13 protein-coding genes are annotated in these 21,865 nt (G+C 47.0%); 2 read left to right on the top strand and 11 right to left on the bottom strand.

Annotated features, from left to right (window positions below):
• Window positions 1-5 precede the first annotated feature (5 nt).
• The 5 genes from BLV62_RS00915 to BLV62_RS00895 form a co-directional block, all read right to left on the bottom strand.
• On the bottom strand, window positions 6-1,487 hold the full coding sequence (locus BLV62_RS00915; protein WP_089757689.1) for a glycoside hydrolase: 1,482 nt from the start codon (window positions 1,485-1,487) through the stop codon (window positions 6-8).
• A gap of 67 nt (window positions 1,488-1,554) precedes the next feature.
• Window positions 1,555-3,225: a RagB/SusD family nutrient uptake outer membrane protein gene (locus BLV62_RS00910; RefSeq protein ID WP_089757687.1), complete on the bottom strand. Its 1,671-nt coding sequence runs from the start codon at window positions 3,223-3,225 to the stop codon at window positions 1,555-1,557.
• A gap of 19 nt (window positions 3,226-3,244) precedes the next feature.
• Window positions 3,245-6,355 carry a SusC/RagA family TonB-linked outer membrane protein gene (locus BLV62_RS00905; RefSeq protein ID WP_089757685.1) on the bottom strand — a complete coding sequence of 1,037 codons (3,111 nt, stop codon included), beginning with the start codon at window positions 6,353-6,355 and terminating at the stop codon, window positions 3,245-3,247.
• Window positions 6,356-6,579: 224 nt separating this feature from the next.
• Complete coding sequence (locus BLV62_RS00900) at window positions 6,580-10,635, bottom strand: hybrid sensor histidine kinase/response regulator transcription factor (RefSeq protein ID WP_089757682.1); 4,056 nt, start codon at window positions 10,633-10,635, stop codon at window positions 6,580-6,582.
• Between the two features lie 108 nt (window positions 10,636-10,743).
• Window positions 10,744-11,553 carry a sensor histidine kinase gene (locus BLV62_RS00895; protein WP_168928037.1) on the bottom strand — a complete coding sequence of 270 codons (810 nt, stop codon included), beginning with the start codon at window positions 11,551-11,553 and terminating at the stop codon, window positions 10,744-10,746.
• 408 nt (window positions 11,554-11,961) lie between these two features.
• Here BLV62_RS00895 and BLV62_RS00890 point away from each other — a divergent pair, with 408 nt between their 5' ends.
• The gene (locus tag BLV62_RS00890) at window positions 11,962-14,124 is read left to right on the top strand and encodes a S46 family peptidase (RefSeq protein ID WP_089757678.1); all 2,163 of its coding nucleotides are present in this window, start codon (window positions 11,962-11,964) and stop codon (window positions 14,122-14,124) included.
• A 160-nt stretch (window positions 14,125-14,284) separates the two neighbouring features.
• On the opposite strand, the gene BLV62_RS00885 is transcribed toward BLV62_RS00890, so the two are convergent.
• Window positions 14,285-15,214 (bottom strand): class I SAM-dependent methyltransferase, encoded by a 930-nt coding sequence (locus BLV62_RS00885; RefSeq protein ID WP_089757676.1) that lies wholly within the window; start codon window positions 15,212-15,214, stop codon window positions 14,285-14,287.
• Between the two features lie 27 nt (window positions 15,215-15,241).
• Window positions 15,242-16,789: an acyl-CoA mutase large subunit family protein gene (locus BLV62_RS00880; protein WP_089757675.1), complete on the bottom strand. Its 1,548-nt coding sequence runs from the start codon at window positions 16,787-16,789 to the stop codon at window positions 15,242-15,244.
• Between the two features lie 93 nt (window positions 16,790-16,882).
• On the opposite strand from BLV62_RS00880, the gene BLV62_RS00875 reads away from it, so the two are divergent.
• Window positions 16,883-17,791 (top strand): M23 family metallopeptidase, encoded by a 909-nt coding sequence (locus tag BLV62_RS00875; protein WP_089757673.1) that lies wholly within the window; start codon window positions 16,883-16,885, stop codon window positions 17,789-17,791.
• Between the two features lies 1 nt (window position 17,792).
• Here the strand turns inward: BLV62_RS00875 and BLV62_RS00870 are convergent, their stop codons facing one another.
• From BLV62_RS00870 to BLV62_RS00855, 4 genes are all read right to left on the bottom strand, one after another.
• Window positions 17,793-18,314 (bottom strand): DUF7935 family protein, encoded by a 522-nt coding sequence (locus BLV62_RS00870; RefSeq protein WP_089757670.1) that lies wholly within the window; start codon window positions 18,312-18,314, stop codon window positions 17,793-17,795.
• A 114-nt stretch (window positions 18,315-18,428) separates the two neighbouring features.
• Window positions 18,429-19,622: a pyridoxal phosphate-dependent aminotransferase gene (locus BLV62_RS00865; protein WP_089757668.1), complete on the bottom strand. Its 1,194-nt coding sequence runs from the start codon at window positions 19,620-19,622 to the stop codon at window positions 18,429-18,431.
• Window positions 19,623-19,791: 169 nt separating this feature from the next.
• Window positions 19,792-20,511, bottom strand: a complete 720-nt coding sequence (locus BLV62_RS00860; protein WP_168927830.1) for a DUF4397 domain-containing protein — start codon at window positions 20,509-20,511, stop codon at window positions 19,792-19,794.
• Window positions 20,512-20,548: 37 nt separating this feature from the next.
• Window positions 20,549-21,754: a serine hydrolase gene (locus BLV62_RS00855; RefSeq protein WP_089757663.1), complete on the bottom strand. Its 1,206-nt coding sequence runs from the start codon at window positions 21,752-21,754 to the stop codon at window positions 20,549-20,551.
• Window positions 21,755-21,865: the final 111 nt, after the last annotated feature.

Below are 21,865 nucleotides of genomic sequence, written 5' to 3'. Positions count from 1 at the left end.
GTTTGTTATTGAATATTTCCTGTTAACGTTACCACGGCACGGGCAGGAATAACTGCTTCACCGTTAACGAAACCTGGCTGCAGGTTCCCCTCGCTGTTCGTAGTATAGCTTCGCATGTTCCCTTTCTTCAGGCCTTTGCAACGAATATCAATAGTTTCCTGCCTGTTCCCGCTGTTGATGATCACTATACAGAGCTGGCGATTGGTATTGACGAACGCAGAAATTCGTATATCCTTCCCCGTGTTTTCTTCATCGCTTAACATCACCCGTTTGGCGCCCGGACGGATAAACCTGCTATAGTTGCCAAACGCCCATAACATCTTGCTGTCATGGATCTCGCCATCATTTTCCTGCTTATCTACGTAAATCAGCCCGTCTTTATACTGGTAAGGCGATATTGCCAGCCACCATTGCCATGCCGAGGCATTGGCCACTGCCAGGTCTGTGTGTATGACGCGGGCTATATAAAGCGCTGCATCCATTCCCAGGTCTCTGCCGCCCCCGTTTATTTCACCGGCATTATCGCCCAGTATGCAATACTCCGACTGCCAGAACTCAATGCCCTTCAGGGCCGCGGCTACTCTTTTTCGTATAGCAATGGCCGTATCTTCAGGCGATGTGGTGAAATAACTATGCCCGGCTATTCCTTTATAAACCTTTTCAGGTGCGCCTTTTCCGAAAAATGTTTCTATCTGTTGCCCCCTGGCTGCTTTGCCATGGGAAGAATACAGGTAGTTCAGCTGTCCTGCTTCTGTAAGCAGCAACTGGGTTGGCAGTTTAGCCCGCTGGAAAGTCTTTGCAATAGCTTTGGTAAATCCTGCAATTTCATCGTTATCATAAGGGCACCCTTCCTGGCCTCCGTCACTCCAGTCCCACTGCGGCTCATTCACCGGGCTGATAAAATTGAAGGTAATGCCCATCGTACGGCGTATGCCCTGCACTACGGCGGTAATATAGTCGGCTGCTGCCTGGTATTGTTCCGGTGCAATATTGCATTTACCCTTATAGGCAAATGCTTTACCGTTTCGGGTGAAAGCGACCGGCGGACTATTCAGGAACCCGAGGAACTGCTTTACTCCCCGCTCTTTGGCGGCTTGCAGGAACCAGCGTTGGCCGGCCTGTTTGTTCCAATCGTAGTCCTGGTTGGGACCGAAGAACGATTCAGCCCTGCGCCATACATCACGTATGCCGCTGCTGTCGCCCTGTTCTGCGCTTCCGGCGCCTATATTGAAACGCCACATAGACAAGCCTATTCCACGCGGCTGCCCGCTGGCGGTTGTATCCATGCTGAATAGCCAGTCGGCCATTTGATTGCGCTTACTATCCTGCCAGTTTCCAACAAACTGGCAGGACCATGCATCGGAGGCGGCGAAATTATGAATGGATTGTACCGTTTTTCCCGGATCTATATTCAGAACATGCGACTGGGAAGCTGCCTTTTGCAGCATTAGTCCCAGTAGCGGCAAACAACATAAGATCTGCTTCATAGACAAATAACAGTTAACCGCCTCCGCGGAGGCTTAGTAAGTTTGCAAAAATAGGCGTTAAATATTTCTAATAGCCAAAATTCTGCTCCAGCTGGTTATTGGACGCCTGTATTTCGGCGCGCGGAATAGGCAGCCAGTAATGTTTTGTCTTGAATGCGCGGTTGGCCAGCGCTACTTTTCGTGTATACTTGTAAACGCCGTTGCTAACTGTTACGTCTATACCGTAAGCTGGCGTATTTTCAGTTACATCGGCTATTTTCCAACGGCGTACATCATAGAAACGATGTTCTTCAAAGGCCAGTTCCACCTGGCGTTCCCTCCTGATCGCTTCCCTCATTTCGCTTTGGCTCAGACCCGGCGTGAGCGGCGGCTGTTTTACGCTCGCGCGCTGCCTGATCTGGTTAATAGCCTCATACACGCTGGCGTTAGGACCAACAGCTTCGTTCTCCGCTTCTGCATAGTTCAGCAATACTTCTGCATAACGCATATAGATCCAGGGCTGCAAACCAGCTACATCCCAAGGGTTATCAATAGGGTTTTTATCGTCCATGAACTTACGCAGGTAGTAACCTGTTTTGGTAGTGTTCCAGTTTGAAGGGCCGTCTTTACTGTCTTTACCGCCTGGTGTAAACACCTGGATAGTCGAATTCCTGTACGGTGCGCCATTATACAAAATGGAAGCATAGAAACGGGCATCCCTGTTGGCATAAGGGTTTTGCGGATCATAACCGGAAGCTGGATCGGAGATGGGTTTACCGTTGCTCATTTCATATGCATCCACTAAGTTCTGCAACGGTGTGTTTCCTGCCCATCCGTTATAACCGTTGGGACCGTTGGAGATCTCCAGGCATACGTGGCGGGCGCTGACAGCATAAACGCGTTCAAAAATGATCTCGTTGCTGTTGGGACTGAGGAATAATTTAGCATAGTCGTTGTCGATGCTGTATTGGGAAAGTTCCATTACGGCCTTCGCCGCATCTGCAGCTGCCTGCCAGCTGCCTGCATTGTAAAGCGGGCTTGCGGCATATAACAACAGTCTTGCTTTCAGGGCCAGCGCTGCGCCTTTGGTTGCGCGCCCCAACAGCCAGCTATCATTATTTTTAAGTGGAAGATCTGCCGCCGCAGCAGTTAGCTCGCCTGTTACATAATCAATACATTCCTTGATCGTAGATCTTTTGAACATATCCGGGTTAGTAAGATTATCGCTCAGGCTATATTCTTTGTCACCCATCAGCACTACTCCGCCATAGTTACGGATAAGATCATGGTACCTGAACGCCCTGATGAAACGTAATTCTGCTCTCAGTTTTTTCTTCAGCCCGTCGCTCATAGCAACGCTGTCTATATTGTTAAGGGCGAAGTTGCATTCCCGTATGCTCCTGTAGCTTCTGCCCCAGATAGTACCGGCAATACCTGTATTTTCAGGCGCCATTTGTCCCTGTTGTATCACCCAGGTATTGTCGTCGTTGTTATAAATGGATTCGTCGGAAATGGAACTCCACAAACCGTATTCAAAGCCGCGGCCAAAGCCTGGATTGGTGCCTTCTCCTTCTTTATCCTGCAACCGGATGCTCATATACCGGTTGATGATATAATCCTGGAACAGCATGGAATCGGCCAGCACGGCGCTGCCGAGTATACGGTCGGTAGGTACGATATTCAGGTAATCTTTCTTACAGGAAGATATTAATCCGGCTGCTGCGAGGGCAAGACCGCATATTATATTGCTAGTTTTCATTGTAATCATTTTTGTTGGGTTAGAACTTCAGGTTTACGCCAATGTTCATGATACGCTGCTGCGGGTAAAACTGGCCGCTGCCGCTATCTCCTTCCGGATCATAGTCTTTAACCCTGGTAAAGGTCAGGAGGTTGAATGCGTTGGCATAGATCCGCAGGCTGGATACTTTCCAGCGGGTTAAAAGATCTGAATGGATGGTATAACCAAGCGATACATTCTTCAGGCGGAGGAATGAAGCATTGTTCATCCAGAAGGTATTTGGATACCGTCCTCCGTTCACAGAAGAGGAAGCCCGTTCATCGACGCGTGGATAGCTGCCGTTAACATTGTCGGGGCTCCAGCGGTTATCTGCCCAGCTGCTGTAAAAATTGCCGATGGTTCCTGATTCAGGCAACACATACTGGCTTACATGCGTTTGGCCTGCAAATAAGATAAAGAGATCAAACCCTTTGTAGCTGCCATTCAGGGAAAGGCCATACGTGATTTCCGGGATATTGCCGTATTTGGATCTTACCTGGTCGTCGGCGGTGATCTGTTTGTCGTTATTGTAATCTTCCAGGATCAGGTCACCCAGTTTAGCTCCAGGCAGGTGAGGATATTTATCGAGATCTTCCTGCGTTCTGAAGATGCCGATAGCATTGTAAAGCAGGTAAGTGTTCATCGGGCGTCCTGTCTGACGTTGGTAAGACAGTGCTCCTGCTGCTTCATCTATAAAAATGATCTTGTTCTTAGCATAGGTTATGTTACCGGAAATGTCGTAACGGAAGCCTCCTTTGGTAGTATGGGTATAACCCAGCAATCCTTCGATACCGCCGCTGTTCACTTTACCAATATTCTCTGCCGGTACCAATGGATCTGAACCAACCGGGTTTACGATACCGGATAACTGAGGTACGGAAGAATTGCGCTGGGTAAGGATCTTAGATCTTTTCTGCTGGAAGTAGACAAATTCCAGGTAGAAATCTTTCAGGAAGGTCATGTTTAACCCCAGGTCCATTTTCTTTGCTACCTCCCAGGTAATATTGGGATTGGCCAGCTTGGTGAGGTCAATACCTGTTTGTATTACGCCGTTCAGCACATACTGGTTAACGAAAGAGTAGTTGTTGAAATACTGGAACATTCCTACGTTATCGTTACCCAGGGAACCATAAGATCCTCTCAGTTTCAGGTCGTTGATAAACTTAACAGGCTTGAACCATGACTCGTTGGTGATACGCCAGCCGGCAGACACGGAAGGGAAGAAACCCCATTGCTTGCCTTCAGGGAAGGTAGAAGAACCATCGCGACGGGCCTGCAATTCCAGGAGGTATTTTTCCTGGTAGTCATAAGCCAGCCGGCCCAGGATACTTCTTCTGGTAAAATTCCAGCTCGAACCAAAGTTGTCTTTATCCGTAGCCGCAGCGCCGCCCTGCGATAATTCAGGCGCCTGCGGGGTAGGGAAGTTACGGCGGGATGCTCCAAACAGCTCGTCGGATGTTTTGCTTTGTTCATATCCGACAAATGCGTTGACGTTATGTGCGCCGAAATGACGTGCAAAGTTCAGCTTGATGTTGGATGTGATCATAGTCACGTTTTCCTGCGACTCGTTCAATGTAGGCAGGCCATTGGAACCGCCAACCACTGTAGGGTCGTATGCACCGGTTGTTTTATTGAGCGTATATACTTTGTATGGAGTGCTGAAGTTTTTGCCAAAATTCCAGCTTTTATCAGCAGAGAGGTAACCGTCGAGCGACAGACCTTCTACTCCCGGTATGGCGTAACTGCCTTTCAGTATTCCATTGAATACCTGGGAAGGATTCCTGTTAAGCCCGCCCGCATCTGTAACCTGCATGATAGGGTTGTTGTTTTCGATCCCGGTGGTTGGCAAACCATTAGGGTATCTGTCCAGCACCGTCGGGTAGGCCCTGTAGATGCCCCTGAAGATAGCTCCTGCACCGGTGGTAGGGTACTGCCGGTCTTCCTGGCGGCCGGAAAGATATAATCCTACTTTCAAACGGCTGGTAACATCTGCCGTGATATTAGACCTGAAGTTGTATTGGTTGTATTTTGTTGCCCCGTCTTTGTACAAACCATTCTGGTTGATCATACCGATCGACAGGTAATATTTTATATTGTCGCTTCCTCCTCTTACAGACAGGCTATGCTGGTTCTGGGTGGTCATTTTCCTCAGCGTTGCTTTTTGCCAATCGGTATTCGGATAATTAACCGGGTCTGACCCGTCTTTAAATTTTTGAAGCTGTTCGGCGCTGTAGAACTGGTTCATTCCTCCTGCCGGGTTATTGTAATACTGGATCTCGTTCATGATCTGGGCATAGGTAGCCGCATCCGCCATTTTAGGCAGGCGGGTAGGCGACGAAAAGCCCTGGTTGAAGAAATAGTTGATAACCGGTTTACCGGTTTGTCCCTGTTTGGTAGTGATCAGCATTACCCCATTTGCCGCCCGGCTTCCGTAAATGGCAGCAGAAGCGTCTTTCAGGATTGATATGCTCTCGATATCATTAGGGTCCAGGCGTTCAAGACCTCCGATCTGGCCGGGTACTCCATCCACTACCATCAATACGTCGTTATTCCCGGTAGTGGCAAGGCCGCGGATGGTGATCCTGGAACCATCGTATCCCGGTTCTCCGGAACGGTTGTTGGCGATAATACCGGGGAAACGGCCGGTCAGCGAGTTGGATACGTTGGGCTGCGGGCTTTGTACCAGCTCTGCACCCTTTACTACCGAAATAGACCCGGTAAGGGTAGCCTTTTTCTGGGTGCCATATCCCACTACCACTACTTCATTTACACTTTTACTCAACCCGTCAAGCGATATCTTAACCGGCGAGAAGTTCTTTACTACATAAATTTGTTCCTGGTATGACATATGGCTGAATACCAGCGTATCGCCCGGTACAGCGGTGATTGAAAAACTTCCGTTGGCATTGGTAAGGGTACCTGTCGTCTTGTTCTTAATCCTTACGGTTACGCCGGGAACATGATCTGGTCCGGAGGTTACTGTTCCTGTAACAGTTCCCTGCTGAGCCCAGGCTCCTGATCCGATCAGCAGTAAAAGAAAGGTAAGCATCAAAGAGGTGCTCCGTAACAGGACAAATAATAGACTGCCCCTTCCGGATAAAGTTCTTTTCATAACGCATTAGATTTGATGAATTGGAATTGGAATACTCAAATTTTGGTTGCGGAAACATTTGTTCCCGAGCTGCAAAGCTGCAATGTACTATGCCCCCCAGACTCCATAGAGGGGGTAAATCATTTAAAAAAGGGGGTAAAATCGTTAAATTCGAGAGGGGGTAACTTGCAAAAACAAGCCATGAAACCCCCTGCTATGGCCGATCGGGAAAATTGCCCCGGTTCTTACTGGTTTTCCGTCACATTAAAATCCCGGTTAAACGAATGCCGGTATTTTTTCACGTAATCAGAAGGGTTCATCCCGAACAACTTGACAAATTGCTCCCTGAAATATTTAATATCGCCTATCCCTACCTGCATGGCCGCCTGGGTAATGGTGCAATTTTCTTTTAACAATAGAACAGCCGCTTTCCGGAGACGGATACTCCGGATAAAAGAATTAATAGTCTGACCGGATATGGATTTTACCTTTTTATATAAACTGGAATGGCTCATGCCTATTTCCATAGTGAATTTCTTGATAGAGAAAGTTTCGTCATCCAGGTTGTTCTCTATGATCTCTATACATCTTTTAAGGAAATCCTGGTACTCTGCCGGTACCTTGATATTGCTGTTCTTCAGGGTAATGTTGTCAAAGAAGTATTGCTGTAACCTGTTCCTGTTCTTAATAATGTTATTCACCTTGGCCATCAGGAAATCTTTATCGAATGGCTTGGTGATATAATCGTCGGCGCCTCCTTCCAGGCCTTTGATCCGGGTATCCTGGGCCGACGACCCCGTAAGAAGAATAACCGGGATATGGCTGACAGTATCCGTTTGTTTGATCCGGTTGCAAAGCTCCATCCCGTCCATTCCATCCATCTGTATATCGCTGATCACCAGGTCGGGCATCAGCTTCTGCACAGCCGCAAAACCGGCATTGCCATCACTGGCTTCATATACAATGAATTTATCATGGAAGAGTTGTTTCAGGTATTGCCTGATCTCATCATGATCATCGATCAGTAAAATGGATTTCTTTTCTGTGATCGTGGTAGTAGGTAATTCTGCATCTTTAGCCGGCGATGGTAACACCGGGTTTTCAACCGAGGGCGCCAGTTCTTCCAGGAAGTTAGATTTTGGCGGCGCCTCTTCGTGCAGCTCCATACCCCTGAAATGCGCAGACCCTTTTTTCAACGTTATTATGAACGCGGTGCCCTGGTTCACTTCACTCCGGTAAGTGATATGCCCATGGTGTTTCTCTGTAAAATGTTTCACCAGGTAAAGACCAATTCCGAAGCCTGTTTGCAGGGAATCTTTCTGGTCTCTCGCCCGGCTGAATTTTTCAAATATCCTGTTGCCTATATTGCCGGATATCCCCGGTCCGCTGTCTTTGATCGTGATGGCCACCGTATCGTCTGCCTCCGTAACCTCCAGGATGATGTTTCCGTTATCCGGCGTGAATTTGAAGGCATTCGACAGCAAGTTGAATAATATGATCTCCAGCTTTTCACTATCCCCGTACAATTCCAGTTCCTCCGCCCCGCATCTGAACTGGTAGTCGATATGTTTGCTTTTTGCCAGTTGGGAGAAACATTGGAACACCTCCTGGCAAAGATGCACCAGGTCGAGCCGGGAAACCTTCAGCTGATCGCCTTCCTGGTCGGCTTTCCTGAACAGCAGCAGCTGGTCCACCAGGCTAAGCAGGCGCCTGGCATTCCTGTAAACTATGCCTAATTCGTCGTTGTCTTTTTGTTGTATCAGGGCTTTCAGCGGGTTGATGATCAGTGTCAGCGGTGTTCTGAACTCATGGGAAACATTTGTGAAAAAGGCCAGTTTCTTTTCGTTCAGCTCTTTTTCTTTTTCCTTTTCCAGGTGTGCAAGCCTGATCTCATACTTCAGTTTCTCTTCCCTTGTCCTGTAACTGATGTACAGGTAAATAGCAGCTATAGTGCTGCCAACATACAGCAGGTAGGCCCACCAGGTGCGGTACCAGGGCGGGAGCACGGTAATACTGATGGTTTGCTGATCCGGTCCCCAGACTCCGTCTGCATTGCTGGCCCGGACTTCAAACACATAATTTCCTTCCCGCAGGTGCGTGTAATTGGCAGTCCTGGTTTGGCCTGCATTGATCCAGTTATTGTCCCAGCCTTTCAGACGGTAAGCATAATTGATCTTATCCGGCGAGGTATATTCCAGGCCCACGAAATCAATAGCGATAGTTGCTTTATCGTATGGAACGGTGATTTCTTCTATCTCATCCCGGTTTCGGTTGGTCACGTATTTACCCAGTTCGGTTATGGGTGTGTTATTCACTTTAACGGCAATGAGCCATACGGGAGGCATAGGACTTTGTGTGATCACGCTGTCGGGGAAAAACATATTGAATCCCCTGATGCCGCCGAACAGGAACTCGCCCGATTGCAGTTTCAATGCTGCGTTAAAGCTGAATTGATTGCTTTGCAAACCATCGGACGCAGAGAAATTCCTGAAACTTCTTTTCTCCGGATCAAACCTGCAAATCCCGTTGAAGGTGCTTAACCAAAGGTTGCCATGACTGTCTTCCAGGATGCGGAGTATTGAATTGCTTGGTAAACCTTCAGATGTTGTAAACCTGCTGAACTGGCCCGTTTGCCGGTTGAACAGGAGCAACCCGCCGCCATCTGTTCCTACCCAGAACCGGTTTTCCCCGTCTTCATGCAGGGAACGGATGGTATAGCCAACATAGAAACGTTTGTGTTGCAGGTGCGCCCGGTCAATGAGTATCACGGAAGAATAGTTGCCGCCCCAGAGGTTTCCTGCCTTGTCTTCTTCCAGGCATTGCATATTTACAAGACTGCTGTCAAATAGTTCAAACCTTTGCTCAGGGCGGTTAAAGCGGTACATAGTCCCGTTGTTAGTGGTGCTGGCCCAGAGTGTTGATTGCCTGTCCTGGTATACCAGCCATACATTATTTTCTGCTGCGCGGGTATACGGATTAAAACATATGTAATGATCAAATGTACCTGTGGCCGCGTTGTAATGATTTACGCCGCCAAACCAGGTAGATAGCCATAGGCCTTTATCGCCGTCGTTGATGATAGACGTTATAAAGTTGCTGCTGATGCCATGGGAGGTGCCGGCTGTTTGTTTAAAAGAGATCCAGGTGTTGCTGGCGCGGTCCCAGCTTTTTAGGCCGCCTCCGTCAGTACCTACCCAGATCCGTTGCCGGCTGTCTTCACAAAATGAAAAGACGAAATTATCTGCTGCACTGGTCAACCGGCTGTTATTATTTGGCGTTACCAGCGTAAACGGGTTGCGTTTAGGTTCTATGATATTAATACCTCCCCTCAGGGTAGCTACCCATTTCCTGCCCTGGCGGTCTTCGTAGAGCGAGTATACAGCGTTGCTGCTGAGTTGCTGAGGGCTGCCCGGTGTAGTCAGCGGTTTACCGGGTTGGTCGGGAGATGAGATCAGGTAAATACCGTTGCCGTCCGACGCGCACCATACCACTCCGGCATTATCCACATACAGGTTCACTACTTTACTGTTTACAGGAAGCGCATTAGGAGTATATTTTCCAACAGAAGGCAGGTAACGGAATACGCCGTTGTCTGTTCCTACCCAGATGTTACCTGCAGCGTCGGTTGTGAGGCAGTTGCCTTTGGTGATTTCCCGGCTGATCACTGTCAAACGCCGTGCGGCTACATCGTACTTGCATAAACCGGTGTGCTGTACAAATACCCAGGCCATAGTTCCCTGCTCTACAAATTTGATGGCTGTCACTTCATAGGCGGTTTGCCTCCCGGCCAGCGGGATCTGTATGCCGGTAGCGCTGCTGCCGGTGAACTGCAGCAGTCCTTTATTTTCCGTACCAATAAGTATAATGCCGTTGTCGTTCGACTGGATGATATGTGTATTGTCATTGACCGGCTGCGCGGGATCGCCATTGGCCGGCTGGTAACGGGGTATGGAAAATTTTTCGGTAGCAGGGTTGAAAACACAAACACCCCTGCGGGCGCCTACCCATAACTGGTGATGAGGATCATCTGCCAGTGTGTAAACGCCATTGTCTACCAATGTTGTACTGTCGCCGAATTTATTTCTGAATATCCTGAATTTGTAACCATCATAACGATTTAATCCATCATAGGTGCCAAACCACATAAACCCCTTGTGATCCTGGTAAACACTGGTCACCGCATTGTTAGATAACCCGTCTTCGATCCCCAGGTACCTGATCGGGTATTCTGTAGCAAAGAGTGGAACAATAATGATCTGTATCAGCAATAAAGTAAAGTAAACCTTCTTTACAAAGCACATATCTCTCTTTTAACTGTATAAAGCTATTAAAAAAGACAGTATTATAGCCCAATAGCCGGGGATATCCGCTTCTTTGTTGTGAAAGTGCAGGGTTCAGATAACTATCGCTCAGGAAGGAAGCGATAAAGTAGTTGTATAAATATTATTGGAAGTATGGATGCGGAGAGAATACCTGTCGCCATATAAATGATCCAGTCTTTGCCGCGTATTGGCAATACCTATCCCTGTTCCATTCAATTCCTGTTGTGTTCTGAATATCTTATTACTGCAGGTGAATAAGATGGAGTTATCCGTGCAGGTCAGCATCACATTGATCTCGGACGCTTCCTGGTTGCTCACGCCATATTTAAACGCATTTTCCAGGAAGGGCAGCAACACCAGTGGCGCAATGGTTTTAATACCCGGTTGCCCGATGACTGAAAATGCCAGCTTTGTTTTAGCTGTTAACCTGAGTTGCTGCAGTGCGATATAATCTTTCAGGCAATCGATCTCGCTTTCCAGCAATACGAAATCTCCTTTGCTTTCTTCCGTTACATAACGCAGCATGTTGGAGAGTTTCATAATACTGGCCGCTGTGTGTTCGCTCTGTGTAATAGCCAGCGAGTAAATATTATTTAATGTATTGAAGAGAAAATGAGGGTTGATCTGTGATCTCAGGAAAGATAATTCTGCCTGTTTTTTCTGTGTTTCAGCAAAGAGTGCTTTTTTCTCGGTTTGCCGTCCCCGTAGTGTTGTTTCGTTTGCCAGGCTGAATGATATGGTTAGTAAGAAAAGAAAATCGCTCACAAAGTCGATCCTCACAGGCGGATAGTTGTCCTGACCTTCCTGCAGGGGAGGACTTGAATGCATTAGTGTAACGGATGCCGGCTTCAGTTGCGCGATCAGATGATCCAGCGGTTTTAAAAAATTGATAGTCATCAATAAAACCAACACAGATAAAAAATACAGGATATATTGTTTTTTGTAAAAGAGTTTGGGAAAGAGGATAGTAGAATGAAAATAGAAAAGCGCGAGATAGGTTGACAGAAAGACCAGGTAATTCGCCGAACACAGTATAGACAACGCACTGAGGTCGGTTGATTGACCGGATATAAACAACAAAGGGAAGCTCAGACAGATTAGCCATCCCGTAATATGAATAATTACTACCGAAGATTTTAACCGGAACATGGCGTAATATAAAATGTTAACTGAAGATGCGGTATTCTGTGCAGATAGCCATCCGGTTGTCTGTAGATCCCTGCTTTATATCGATGAATGATTCATATCATAGGCTTATCCCCTGAATTGTAGTAAATTGCCCTTTTTATCAAAAGAAAATCAGATATGTTGCAACGAATCGTGAAGCCGGTGATGGTGATGGTATTGCTATTGATATCTCACTGCACTTTTGCTACAGAAGGGATGTGGCTTCCCCAGCTACTTTCCGGCCTGAATGAAAAAGAGATGAAAGGCATGGGAATGAAGATTTCTGCCGCGGATATTTACAGTATTAACAAAGGGAGCCTGAAGGATGCTATTGTTAGCTTCGGCGGTTTTTGTACCGCAGAAGTGATCTCCGACCAGGGATTGCTGTTAACCAATCACCACTGCGGGTACAGCTCCATCCAGAAACATTCCAGTCTCCAGAATAATTTCCTGGAAAATGGATTCTGGGCAAGATCACTGAACGAGGAACTGTCAAATGAAGGTTTATTCGCAACGTTTATCATTCGTATTGAAGATGTTACCAAAGCGGCGTTGAAAGACGTAAAACCCGGTATGAGCGAAAGCGAGCGCCAGTCGGCCATCGACAAACGCCTGAACGAAATACGTGAAACAACCAAAAAGGAAAGCTGGCAGGATATTGTTATCAAACCTTTCTATGAAGGGAACCAGTATTTCCTCTTTGTTACTGAAACATATAAAGATGTAAGATTGGTAGGAGCTCCGCCTTCTTCGATCGGCAAGTTCGGATCTGACACAGATAACTGGGTGTGGCCCCGCCACACCGGCGATTTCAGCCTGTTCAGGATCTATGCCGGCAAAGATGGTAAACCAGCGGCCTACTCCAAAGATAACGTTCCGTTGAAACCTAAGTATGCTTTAACCATCTCCATGAAAGGCGTAAAAAAGAATGACTTTACTATGGTGTTTGGCTTCCCTGGCCGTACTACCGAATACCTGCCTTCAGAAGCGGTAAAACAAACTGTAGAAATACTGGACGCTGCTAAAGTGGAAATGAGAGATGCAGCACTGAAAGTGATAGACAGCTATATGCGCAAAGACCCGCAGATCAAGATCCAATATGCAGCTAAATATGCAGGCACCGCTAACTACTGGAAAAAATGGATGGGCGAAATGCAGGGCGTAAAAAGAACAGACGGTATCGGCAGGAAACTCCGCTATGAAGCTGAATATACCCGTTTGCTGAACGATAATCCGGCACTTAAACAACAATACGCCGGCCTGCTGGATTCATTGAACGATTATTATCGCCAGATCCAGCCGTATGCGCAAACCCGCGACTATTACAGCGAACTGGTAAAGAACGTGGAACTCTTTAATGCAGCCGACCTGGTTATTTCCTTCTTAAACCAGGTAAATTCATCAGGCGCCGCGCAATACACGGAGCTGCGGGAAAAATTCCTCGCCGGAATGAAATCTACCTTCTACCAAAACTATAATTCAACTGTTGATCACGACATCAGCATAGAACTCCTGAACCTCTACAACAAGGGAGTTCCTGAAACCTTCAGGGGAGGCCAGTATGCAGAGATATGGAAACAGAATAACAACGACAGCCGCGAACTGGCAAAAGTCCTGTTTACCTCTTCTCTCACCTCTTACGACCGGTTAGCGAAAGTGCTGAACCAGCCTTACGCTAATGCGGTAGAACAACTGAAGAACGACCCGGCGATCAGCTTCGCTATCGCATTACGCAACAGTTTTGTAGACCAGGTAAGCAGGCCGTTAAGCTCCCTGCAGGCTAAAGTGAACCAACTGCAACGCACTTATATGCAGGCGCAGATGGATGTATTTGCAGGTAAAAAACGTTTCTACCCCGATGCTAACAGCACATTAAGGATCACCTACGGTAAGGTAGACAGCTATAGTCCCCGCGACGCGGTAGACTACGACTATTATACCTACCTCGATGGCGTAATGGAAAAATATGTACCCGGAGATTATGAATTTGATGTACCGGCCAAATTGATAGAACTATACAAGAAAAAGGATTATGGCAGGTATGGAGTAAATGGCAAAATGCCTGTTTGCTTTATCGCCTCTAACCATACTACCGGCGGCAATTCGGGTAGTCCTGCCCTAAACGCTTACGGCCAGTTGGTAGGTTTAAACTTCGATCGTACCTGGGAAGGCACCATGAGCGATATCAATTATGATCCGTCTATCTGCCGCAACATCATGGTAGATATCCGGTACGTGCTTTTCATTATCGATAAATACGCCGGCTGTACCCGCCTCATCAACGAAATGAAACTCATGTAGTTGTTTCACGCAAAGAAGTTTCACGCAAAGAAGCTAAGGAGCAAAGAAGCATAAGATATTATTTTAAGGAAAATAAGAAAGCAAAGGAGTTGACGATTGTGTTATATAACATAATTTTCAACTCCTTTGCTTTCTTAAAATTCGCTTCGGTCAAAACTTCTTATGCTTCTTTGCTCCTTAGTTTCTTTGCGTGAAACTCCCCTTTACACTCGTATACGATGGAGCTGCACCGATCAACGTTTTTAAGGCCTTTGCGGTAGGAGAGGAGGCCGTGAAGGAAGCCTTGTATGAGGCGGCTTTTACCGGTTTTGTATTTCTCGCTCAGCAGGCTTACATAGAAGCCGTCGAACACCATCGGGTGTTTTTTTACCAGCGTGAAGTGATGTTGTGATAACAGTTGTTCCATGGAGGAAGGAGAGAAGTGGTAGAGGTGCCGTGGCACATCGTATGCGGCCCAGTATTCCTGGTAATAGCTGGCGTCTGCAGAGGTATAGTTAGGTACGGCGATCAGCAGGGAGCCGCCTGGTTTCAGTAAAGTTTTAAGATGATCCAGGTAGCGGTGAAGTTCGTGAACATGTTCTAAAACGTGCCACATGGTGATGGCGTCGAATTGCTGTGCAGGAAGGGTGTACAGGTCTTCTATTGGTCTCGCTTCTATCCCGTAGATATCTTTGGCGTTCTTTCTTGCAATTTCATCAGGTTCCAGCCCTGTTACTTCCCAGCCAACCTGTTTCATGTAATGCAGGAATGCGCCGGTACCACTGCCGATATCCAGTACGCTCCCGGCTTTCTGGCCTGTCGACTGCTTTACCCAGTTGTGTTTGGAGCGGAGGGTGATCTTCCTGACATTGTGGTATAAGCGGTTGATCAGTCCTTGTTTGGTTTCGGAATGGGAAATATATTCCTGTGATTGATAATAACGGCCGATTTCTGATGGTCCGGGTACGTTTTGAGTGAATCGCCCGGCGCATCCGCCGCAGTGAAAGATATCGAATGATGATTTAGAGACTGTGTAATCCTTGGCTGTTAATACTTTACGGATTTGTGAGGAGCCACAAATCGGACAGTTGTTATGGTAGATTAAGCTCATTGGTTTTTTGATACGCTTACAAATATGTTATTTATATTCTCCCCAGATCTCTCTGAGTACATCAGCAATTTCACCGAGGGTACATAAATTTTCCACGGCTTCAATTACCGGAGGCATAAGGTTGTCTGTTCCCAGGGCAGCTTCCCGGATCCGGAGCAGCGAGGCTTTTACAGCTTCGTTGTTTCGTCGCTCCCGCAGTGATTTCAGTCTTTCAGCCTGGATGACCCGTATACTGTCATCTATCCTGAAGACCTCGGGAGTTACCTGGTCGGCGGCTGTAAATTTATTAACGCCAATGATTATTTTCTCATTATTCTCAATTTCCTGTTGATATTTATAAGCGCTGCGGGCTATTTCATCCTGCACAAAGCCTTGCTCAATGGCGCTTACGGCGCCTCCCATCACATCTATTTTATTGATAAGCTCCCAGGCTTTGGCTTCTACTTCGTTGGTGAGCGCTTCTACATAGAACGAGCCCGCAAGCGGGTCTACGGTATCGGCAATCCCGCTTTCATAACCAACGATCTGCTGTGTCCTGAGCGCAATGCGCGCTGCTTCTTCCGTAGGCAGGGAAAGGGCTTCGTCGTAGCCGTTGGTATGCAGCGATTGCGTTCCTCCCAGTGTAGCCGCCAGCGTTTGTATGGCTACCCTGACTATATTGTTCTGCGGCTGTTGTGCTGTGAGCGTACTGCCCCCTGTTTGGGTGTGGAACCTGAGCATCTGCGCTTTAGGATCGGTAGCGCCCAGGTCGGCGGTGATTTTTGCCCACATTCTTCTTGCCGCCCTGAATTTAGCCACTTCTTCAAACAGATGGTTATGTGCGTTAAAGAAGAAGCTAAGGCGTTTGGCAAAAACGTTGATATCCAGTCCTGCGTCTATGGCCGCTTTCAGGTAGGCTTTCCCGTTAGCCAGGGTGAACGCCAGCTCCTGCACCGCGTTAGCGCCGGCTTCCCTGATATGGTAGCCCGAAATGGAGATGGTGTTCCATTTGGGAACTTCCTTGCTGCAATAAGCGAAAATATCGGTAATGATCCTCATAGAAGGCTTGGGCGGGTATATAAATGTGCCCCTGGCCGCATATTCTTTAAGGATATCGTTCTGGATAGTACCGGAGATCTTTTTCAGATCGGCGCCCTGTTTTTTGGCCAGGGCTATATATAAGGCAAGCAGGATGAAACCTGTTGCATTAATGGTCATGGAAGTGGAGATCTGTTCCAGTGTGATGCCTTTGAAGAGCCGCTCCATATCTTCCAGCGAGTCGATGGCCACTCCCACTTTTCCTACTTCCCCTTCAGACATGGCATGATCGGAGTCGTACCCGATCTGGGTAGGAAGGTCGAAGGCAACGCTTAGTCCCATCACTCCCTGACTTAAAAGATAGTGATAGCGTTCGTTAGAGGCTTCCGCAGTACTGAAGCCTGCGTATTGGCGCATTGTCCATAATTTATCGCGGTACATAGTGGCATGAATACCGCGGGTAAATGGGAAAACGCCCGGGCGCTCTTCCATCGGAACCGGTTGTGTGTACAACGGGTCTATAACTATCCCCGAATCAGTTTGAATGGTTTTTTCCATAGTGTCAGAAACTAGCGTTGCAATGTTACAAATATTATGGTACTTCGCCGCTGAGAAAAATATCTATATTTTGCAGGAAAGTCGACACATCCTATGATTGTTTATACGTTGATCGGTATTACCTTGTTACTGGCTGGCTATAGTTTATACCTGGTATGGAAGGCAGGAAGCAGGCCTGTCCGCAAAACTTACAGTTACCTGCTGCTGGGGCTTTCCCTCTGCATATTCCTCTATCTTTTTGGCGTGTGGGTATATATTTCCATTTACCTGAAATACCTGTTTGGCGCGCTGATCCTGTTTGTTTGCCTGGGTTATATTTTCAGGAAACATGATCATGAGGCCAAGGCGCCTCCCCGGTGGAAAAGGTTGAGTAACCTTGTCATTTCTGCGGTCCTCATCTTTATCATTATATTATATTTTACCGGTACAACCGGCAAACCGAGAACAGTGGAATTAGGTTTTCCTTTTAAAAGCGGGCGTTATTTCGTGTTGCAGGGAGGAAAGGGATTACCTACCAATGTATTCCATTTCAGCCTGCGTGGGGCTATCTATGCGATGGATATTGTGAAGCTGAACAAGTATGGCGGCAGGGCGGACAAGATATTCAGCAGGAACCTTCGGGATTACGAGATATTCAACGATACTGTCTACGCGCCTTGCGATGGTCTGGTTGCAAGGGCGGTAGAAGAAAACCCCGACAATATCCCGCCTAATATGAACAGGGGGCCTAAGAATACCAACCAGGTATTGCTGGAAACGCCCGGTTACTATGTTTTTATGGCGCATCTGAAGCAGAATAGCCTGGTCGTAAAGGAAGGGGAGTATGTAAAAAAAGGGCAGGCACTTGGATGTGTAGGCAATTCAGGGTTTAGTACTGAACCGCATCTGCACATACAGGTACATGCCAGAAACCCGGATACCAACTGGTATTTCGGTCATCCCCTCTTTATTTTATTTAACGGAAAAGGCTATCTGCTGAATGAAGTGATCACTGTTAAATAGTCTAGCGCATAAGCCTTTTGGCTTCGGCGTTGATGATCTGGGCGGTTAATTCAGCGGGCGATTCTCCTGCCTGTAAAAAAACTTCCAGGATCTGTTTGTTCAAGTCTAAAGCTGACGCGTCCGGAGGAAGTTGTACCGCAACCTGGTTGATCACGGAAATGGTTTGTTCTTTCAGCGTTTTTACTGCCTCCCAGGTCATGGCTGATACATAGATCTGCTGGGTGACGTTATGCTCGTATTCCGCTTTGATCTGCTGTACCATGGCTATTTGCATGTCAACAGCGGACAATCCTGGCGTATAAATACGGCCGATGAGGCTTTGGGGGGTGATCCGGTCTACATACAGGGCAAGCCTCTCATATGCCTGTAATTGTAGGGGAAGTACCGCTGCATTTGGTGTTCCCGGTTTGTCTTCGCCTGGTTCCGTTGGCTTGTTCTTCTTGAATAGGTCTTTAACAGATGGGTATATAATTGCCACTGCGCCTATTGCGATTGCTATATATAGAAGCTTATTGTCATCCATCTTTCTGCTTTAGCGCACAAATATAATAAAATTATATATATAGTCGAAATTTTTAAACTAAAGCAGCAAAGGATGTCTTCCTTTGCTGCTTTATGAATAGATGATAAAAATCGATTATTTCAATTTGGCTAACCAGGTCTTAATCCTTTCGATACCGTTTTCCAGGTTCTTCATGCTGTTGGCATAAGAAAGGCGGATACATTCATGTTGTTCGAATGCGCTTCCGGTCACCACAGAAACGTGGGCTTTGTTCAGCAGGAACATGCTCAGGTCATCTGCGTTTTTGATGTGGGTATCTTCGTATGATTTGTTGAAGTAAGCGCTCACGTCGGGGAGCATATAGAATGCGCCTTCCGGTTTGTTTACTTTCAGGCCGGGAATTGCGCTCAGTGCGTTGAATACAAATTCACGGCGTTTTGCGAATTCCGCAACCATTTCATCAACAGTGGTCAGGTCGCCTGTTAAAGCGGTGATGGCAGCGCGTTGCGTGATAGAGCAGGTAGCGGAAGTGAACTGGCTCTGGATATTATCGCAGGCTTTTGCGATGTGCAAAGGAGCGGCCAGGTAGCCAAGACGCCATCCGGTCATTGCAAAACCTTTACTTAAACCGTTGATCACAATAGTACGGTTGATCAGGTCTCCGAACTGGGCAATGCTTTCGTGTTTTCCTTCGTAGTTGATATATTCATAGATCTCATCAGAAATGATGTAGACCTTAGGATGCCTGGCGAATACTTCGGCCAGGCCTGCCAATTCTTCCTTGGAATATACAGCGCCTGAAGGGTTGCAGGGAGAGGAGAACATGAACAATTTGGTTTTAGGCGTAATTGCCGCTTCCAGTTGTTCAGGAGTGATTTTGTAGTTGTTTTCCAGGGTGCCCGGGATAAATACAACTGTTCCTTCTGCCAGGATCACCTGCTCGGAGTAGGAAACCCAGTAAGGAGTAGGGATGATCACTTCATCGCCCGGGTTCACAACGCTCAGTACAACATTGGCCAGGCACTGTTTTGCGCCTGTACTTACAACGATCTGTTCAGGAGTATAAGTTAATCCATTGTCGCGTTTCAACTTATGCACTACTGCTTGTCTCACATCCAGGTAGCCTGCAACTGGGGTATAGTGGGTGTAGCCGTCATCGATGGCCTTCTTCGCTGCTTCACGGATGTAGGCGGGTGTATCGAAATCAGGTTCTCCGATGCTAAGATCTATAACATCAATGCCCTGTGCTTTTAACTCGCGTCCGAGTTTAGACATTTTGATGGTTTGAGGCTCCGAAATCCTGGACAGCCTATCTGCTAGTTGATTCATGTTTTTATTATGATTGAATTGACAGGGGACAAACCTACACAAAAAAAGTAGATATTCTAAGCAAATATTTGTATGAAATAAAGGGAGAACGCGGGCTGCCCTGAAAAGAACAAGGCCACCCCGGAATCCCGGAATGGCCTCGTTTTTATTTTAAACATCAGACTTTCTATTACCAGTAGCTGTAATAAGCATTTACAGCCAGTTTGTCTTTATCTTGACTACCTTTAGTACCTGTTAAATAAATAGTATACACGTTATTGTTTCTGAAAGAACCGATAGCCAGGGATGCGTTGCTGGCCAGTACTGTTTCAGTACCTGCCGCTTTGATCGTCACCTTATCTACTACGCTGAAGCTGTTGAACTGCTTGAAGCGGGTAGATTGTTCACTGGTCGGGTTTTGCAGCAAAGTACGGTTGCTGTCGATCTTTTCGTTGCCGATGTAAACATCCACAGGGCCTGCATTTTCGCTCAGGTGAAGGAAGCGGATATTGATCTTGTTCAGGTCAGAACCGGTAAAATCTGATTTTATGGTTACAGATTTAACGGTTGATGTACCATAAGCGATATAAGTGTAATACGAAGTGGAATCGTAGTTCGTGGTGTTGGACACTACCAGGCTGTCGCCGCCTTTTTTGCGAAGGTCAAATTTGTGCAATCCGCCATACACTGCATATCTCGAAACGAAATTGTAGGTAATGCTGTCTGCAATTTTTTCGTCATTGTCATAAAACGATGGAACAATAGAGGTATTTGCCACATTCATGAACCAGATAGCAGCCATAGGCCTGCTAGGAGTAAAGTCGTTCTTGTTTTTCAGGCAGGATGAAAAGCCAATAGCCAGTGTCAGAAGGGCTGCTATTCCCCATACGCGATTTTTCTTGGTCAGCATTTTGCACTCAGTTTTTGTGTTATCTACGGTTGTTTTTTTACGCATTGTCGAAAGACAGGTTAAAACGTGACAGATCTGGTTTTACAGTTCGATTACGTTCAGATTCCGCTTTATAGATTATTTCTCCCAAAGTTTGCAGAAATGGTTTTCCCGATTCTTCGAAAGCCTGGTGATCGTCGCCCAGGATACCGCTGGTATTTACGAATAGGCTGGCTGACAAGAGGAACTCTGTTTTTTCGGCAAGGTTCACAATATAAGCTGTATCCGTTAAAAATCCGTATGCCCAGCCAGGTTTGTTAAAAATCCTTACGGTGTCTGGTATCTTACTGGATCTGTTTCCTCCAAAAAGCAGGAATTTCGTGTATGCCTGGCAATGCAACGCCGGATCATAACCTTTATATTCTTTGGTTGGGTAAGCCGACATACATCGATATAAAAACCTGTAATCTGAATCTGTTAAACGGAAACGTTGGGAAATTGTTACAGCCTCCGGAAAAATAATGCTCCGCAGCAGGTTATGCAGGTCGGTAAGCGGAAGCCGGTTCCTGAAAGAAAAGTCCATGGGCCGCATTTCCAGTTGGTCCCGGTGATTGTAATAGGCGTTTCCGGCCCAATCTGCCCGTTGAGGGAACGATAACCTGCTATACCGGGCATCCTGCTGGTATATAATATCCCCATCCTGCCGGAAACTGACAGGGTTGGTCCAGCGATTGGCTTCCTCGTGCAACGGCAGCCCTACCCGGTGCCGTACCTGGATATCCTTATACCCCATTTCCCATAACCGGGTATTGAAGGGCTGCTGGCCGATCCATTCGTACAAGCGGTTATACGCGTCGTTATCGCTTATAAGAAATATTTTTTTAATATAATTGGCAATGGTCGGTATTCCTCCCGGCGCCGTAGGGTCGCGTTGTACGCCGGTGTTGACTCCCTGCAGGGGCGCCGTAAAGAAAGGGGTTTCCCGGTGTAGGAGTGGGATCTGCAGGTCGTTGAGCTTCTCCAGGGCCAGCGCGGCCGCCGGCAGCTTAACAGTAGATGCGGGGTAGAAATAGGTGTCCGGACTCACACCATAATGATAATCAGTGAAATGCGGGAACTGGTTAGCGTCCCGGTCTATGCGGGTATAAATCACCTGGAGCCTGTATTTTTCGGGATCGGCAAAAATAGGCCCTAGCTTCGTATATTGACTCTTCAGCAAAGCCTCCAGGAAATTATCTGTTGCCGGATAATGTTGGGTTTGCATATATTTGTCGCGATTAGTGACTGTAAAGCAAAGGAATTATCTAAAATAAAGACCAGAATCCAGGATCTGCCGAACTTTTTAAAAAAATGCCAGCAAATCTGAAAAGCACGC

It is taken from the genome of Chitinophaga terrae (ex Kim and Jung 2007) (assembly GCF_900107795.1).
Taxonomy (GTDB): Bacteria; Bacteroidota; Bacteroidia; order Chitinophagales; family Chitinophagaceae; genus Chitinophaga; species Chitinophaga terrae.
This window is presented reverse-complemented; position numbering and strand designations above follow the sequence as displayed.

Bases quoted from the DNA above. Each gene is read 5' to 3' on its own strand.
- BLV62_RS00915 (WP_089757689.1), bottom strand. From the start codon at position 1,487: ATGAAGCAGATCTTATGTTGTTTGCCGCTACTGGGACTAATGCTGCAA.
- BLV62_RS00910 (WP_089757687.1), bottom strand. From the start codon at position 3,225: ATGAAAACTAGCAATATAATATGCGGTCTTGCCCTCGCAGCAGCCGGA.
- BLV62_RS00905 (WP_089757685.1), bottom strand. From the start codon at position 6,355: ATGAAAAGAACTTTATCCGGAAGGGGCAGTCTATTATTTGTCCTGTTA.
- BLV62_RS00900 (WP_089757682.1), bottom strand. From the start codon at position 10,635: ATGTGCTTTGTAAAGAAGGTTTACTTTACTTTATTGCTGATACAGATC.
- BLV62_RS00895 (WP_168928037.1), bottom strand. From the start codon at position 11,553: ATGACTATCAATTTTTTAAAACCGCTGGATCATCTGATCGCGCAACTG.
- BLV62_RS00890 (WP_089757678.1), top strand. From the start codon at position 11,962: ATGTTGCAACGAATCGTGAAGCCGGTGATGGTGATGGTATTGCTATTG.
- BLV62_RS00885 (WP_089757676.1), bottom strand. From the start codon at position 15,214: ATGAGCTTAATCTACCATAACAACTGTCCGATTTGTGGCTCCTCACAA.
- BLV62_RS00880 (WP_089757675.1), bottom strand. From the start codon at position 16,789: ATGGAAAAAACCATTCAAACTGATTCGGGGATAGTTATAGACCCGTTG.
- BLV62_RS00875 (WP_089757673.1), top strand. From the start codon at position 16,883: ATGATTGTTTATACGTTGATCGGTATTACCTTGTTACTGGCTGGCTAT.
- BLV62_RS00870 (WP_089757670.1), bottom strand. From the start codon at position 18,314: ATGGATGACAATAAGCTTCTATATATAGCAATCGCAATAGGCGCAGTG.
- BLV62_RS00865 (WP_089757668.1), bottom strand. From the start codon at position 19,622: ATGAATCAACTAGCAGATAGGCTGTCCAGGATTTCGGAGCCTCAAACC.
- BLV62_RS00860 (WP_168927830.1), bottom strand. From the start codon at position 20,511: ATGCTGACCAAGAAAAATCGCGTATGGGGAATAGCAGCCCTTCTGACA.
- BLV62_RS00855 (WP_089757663.1), bottom strand. From the start codon at position 21,754: ATGCAAACCCAACATTATCCGGCAACAGATAATTTCCTGGAGGCTTTG.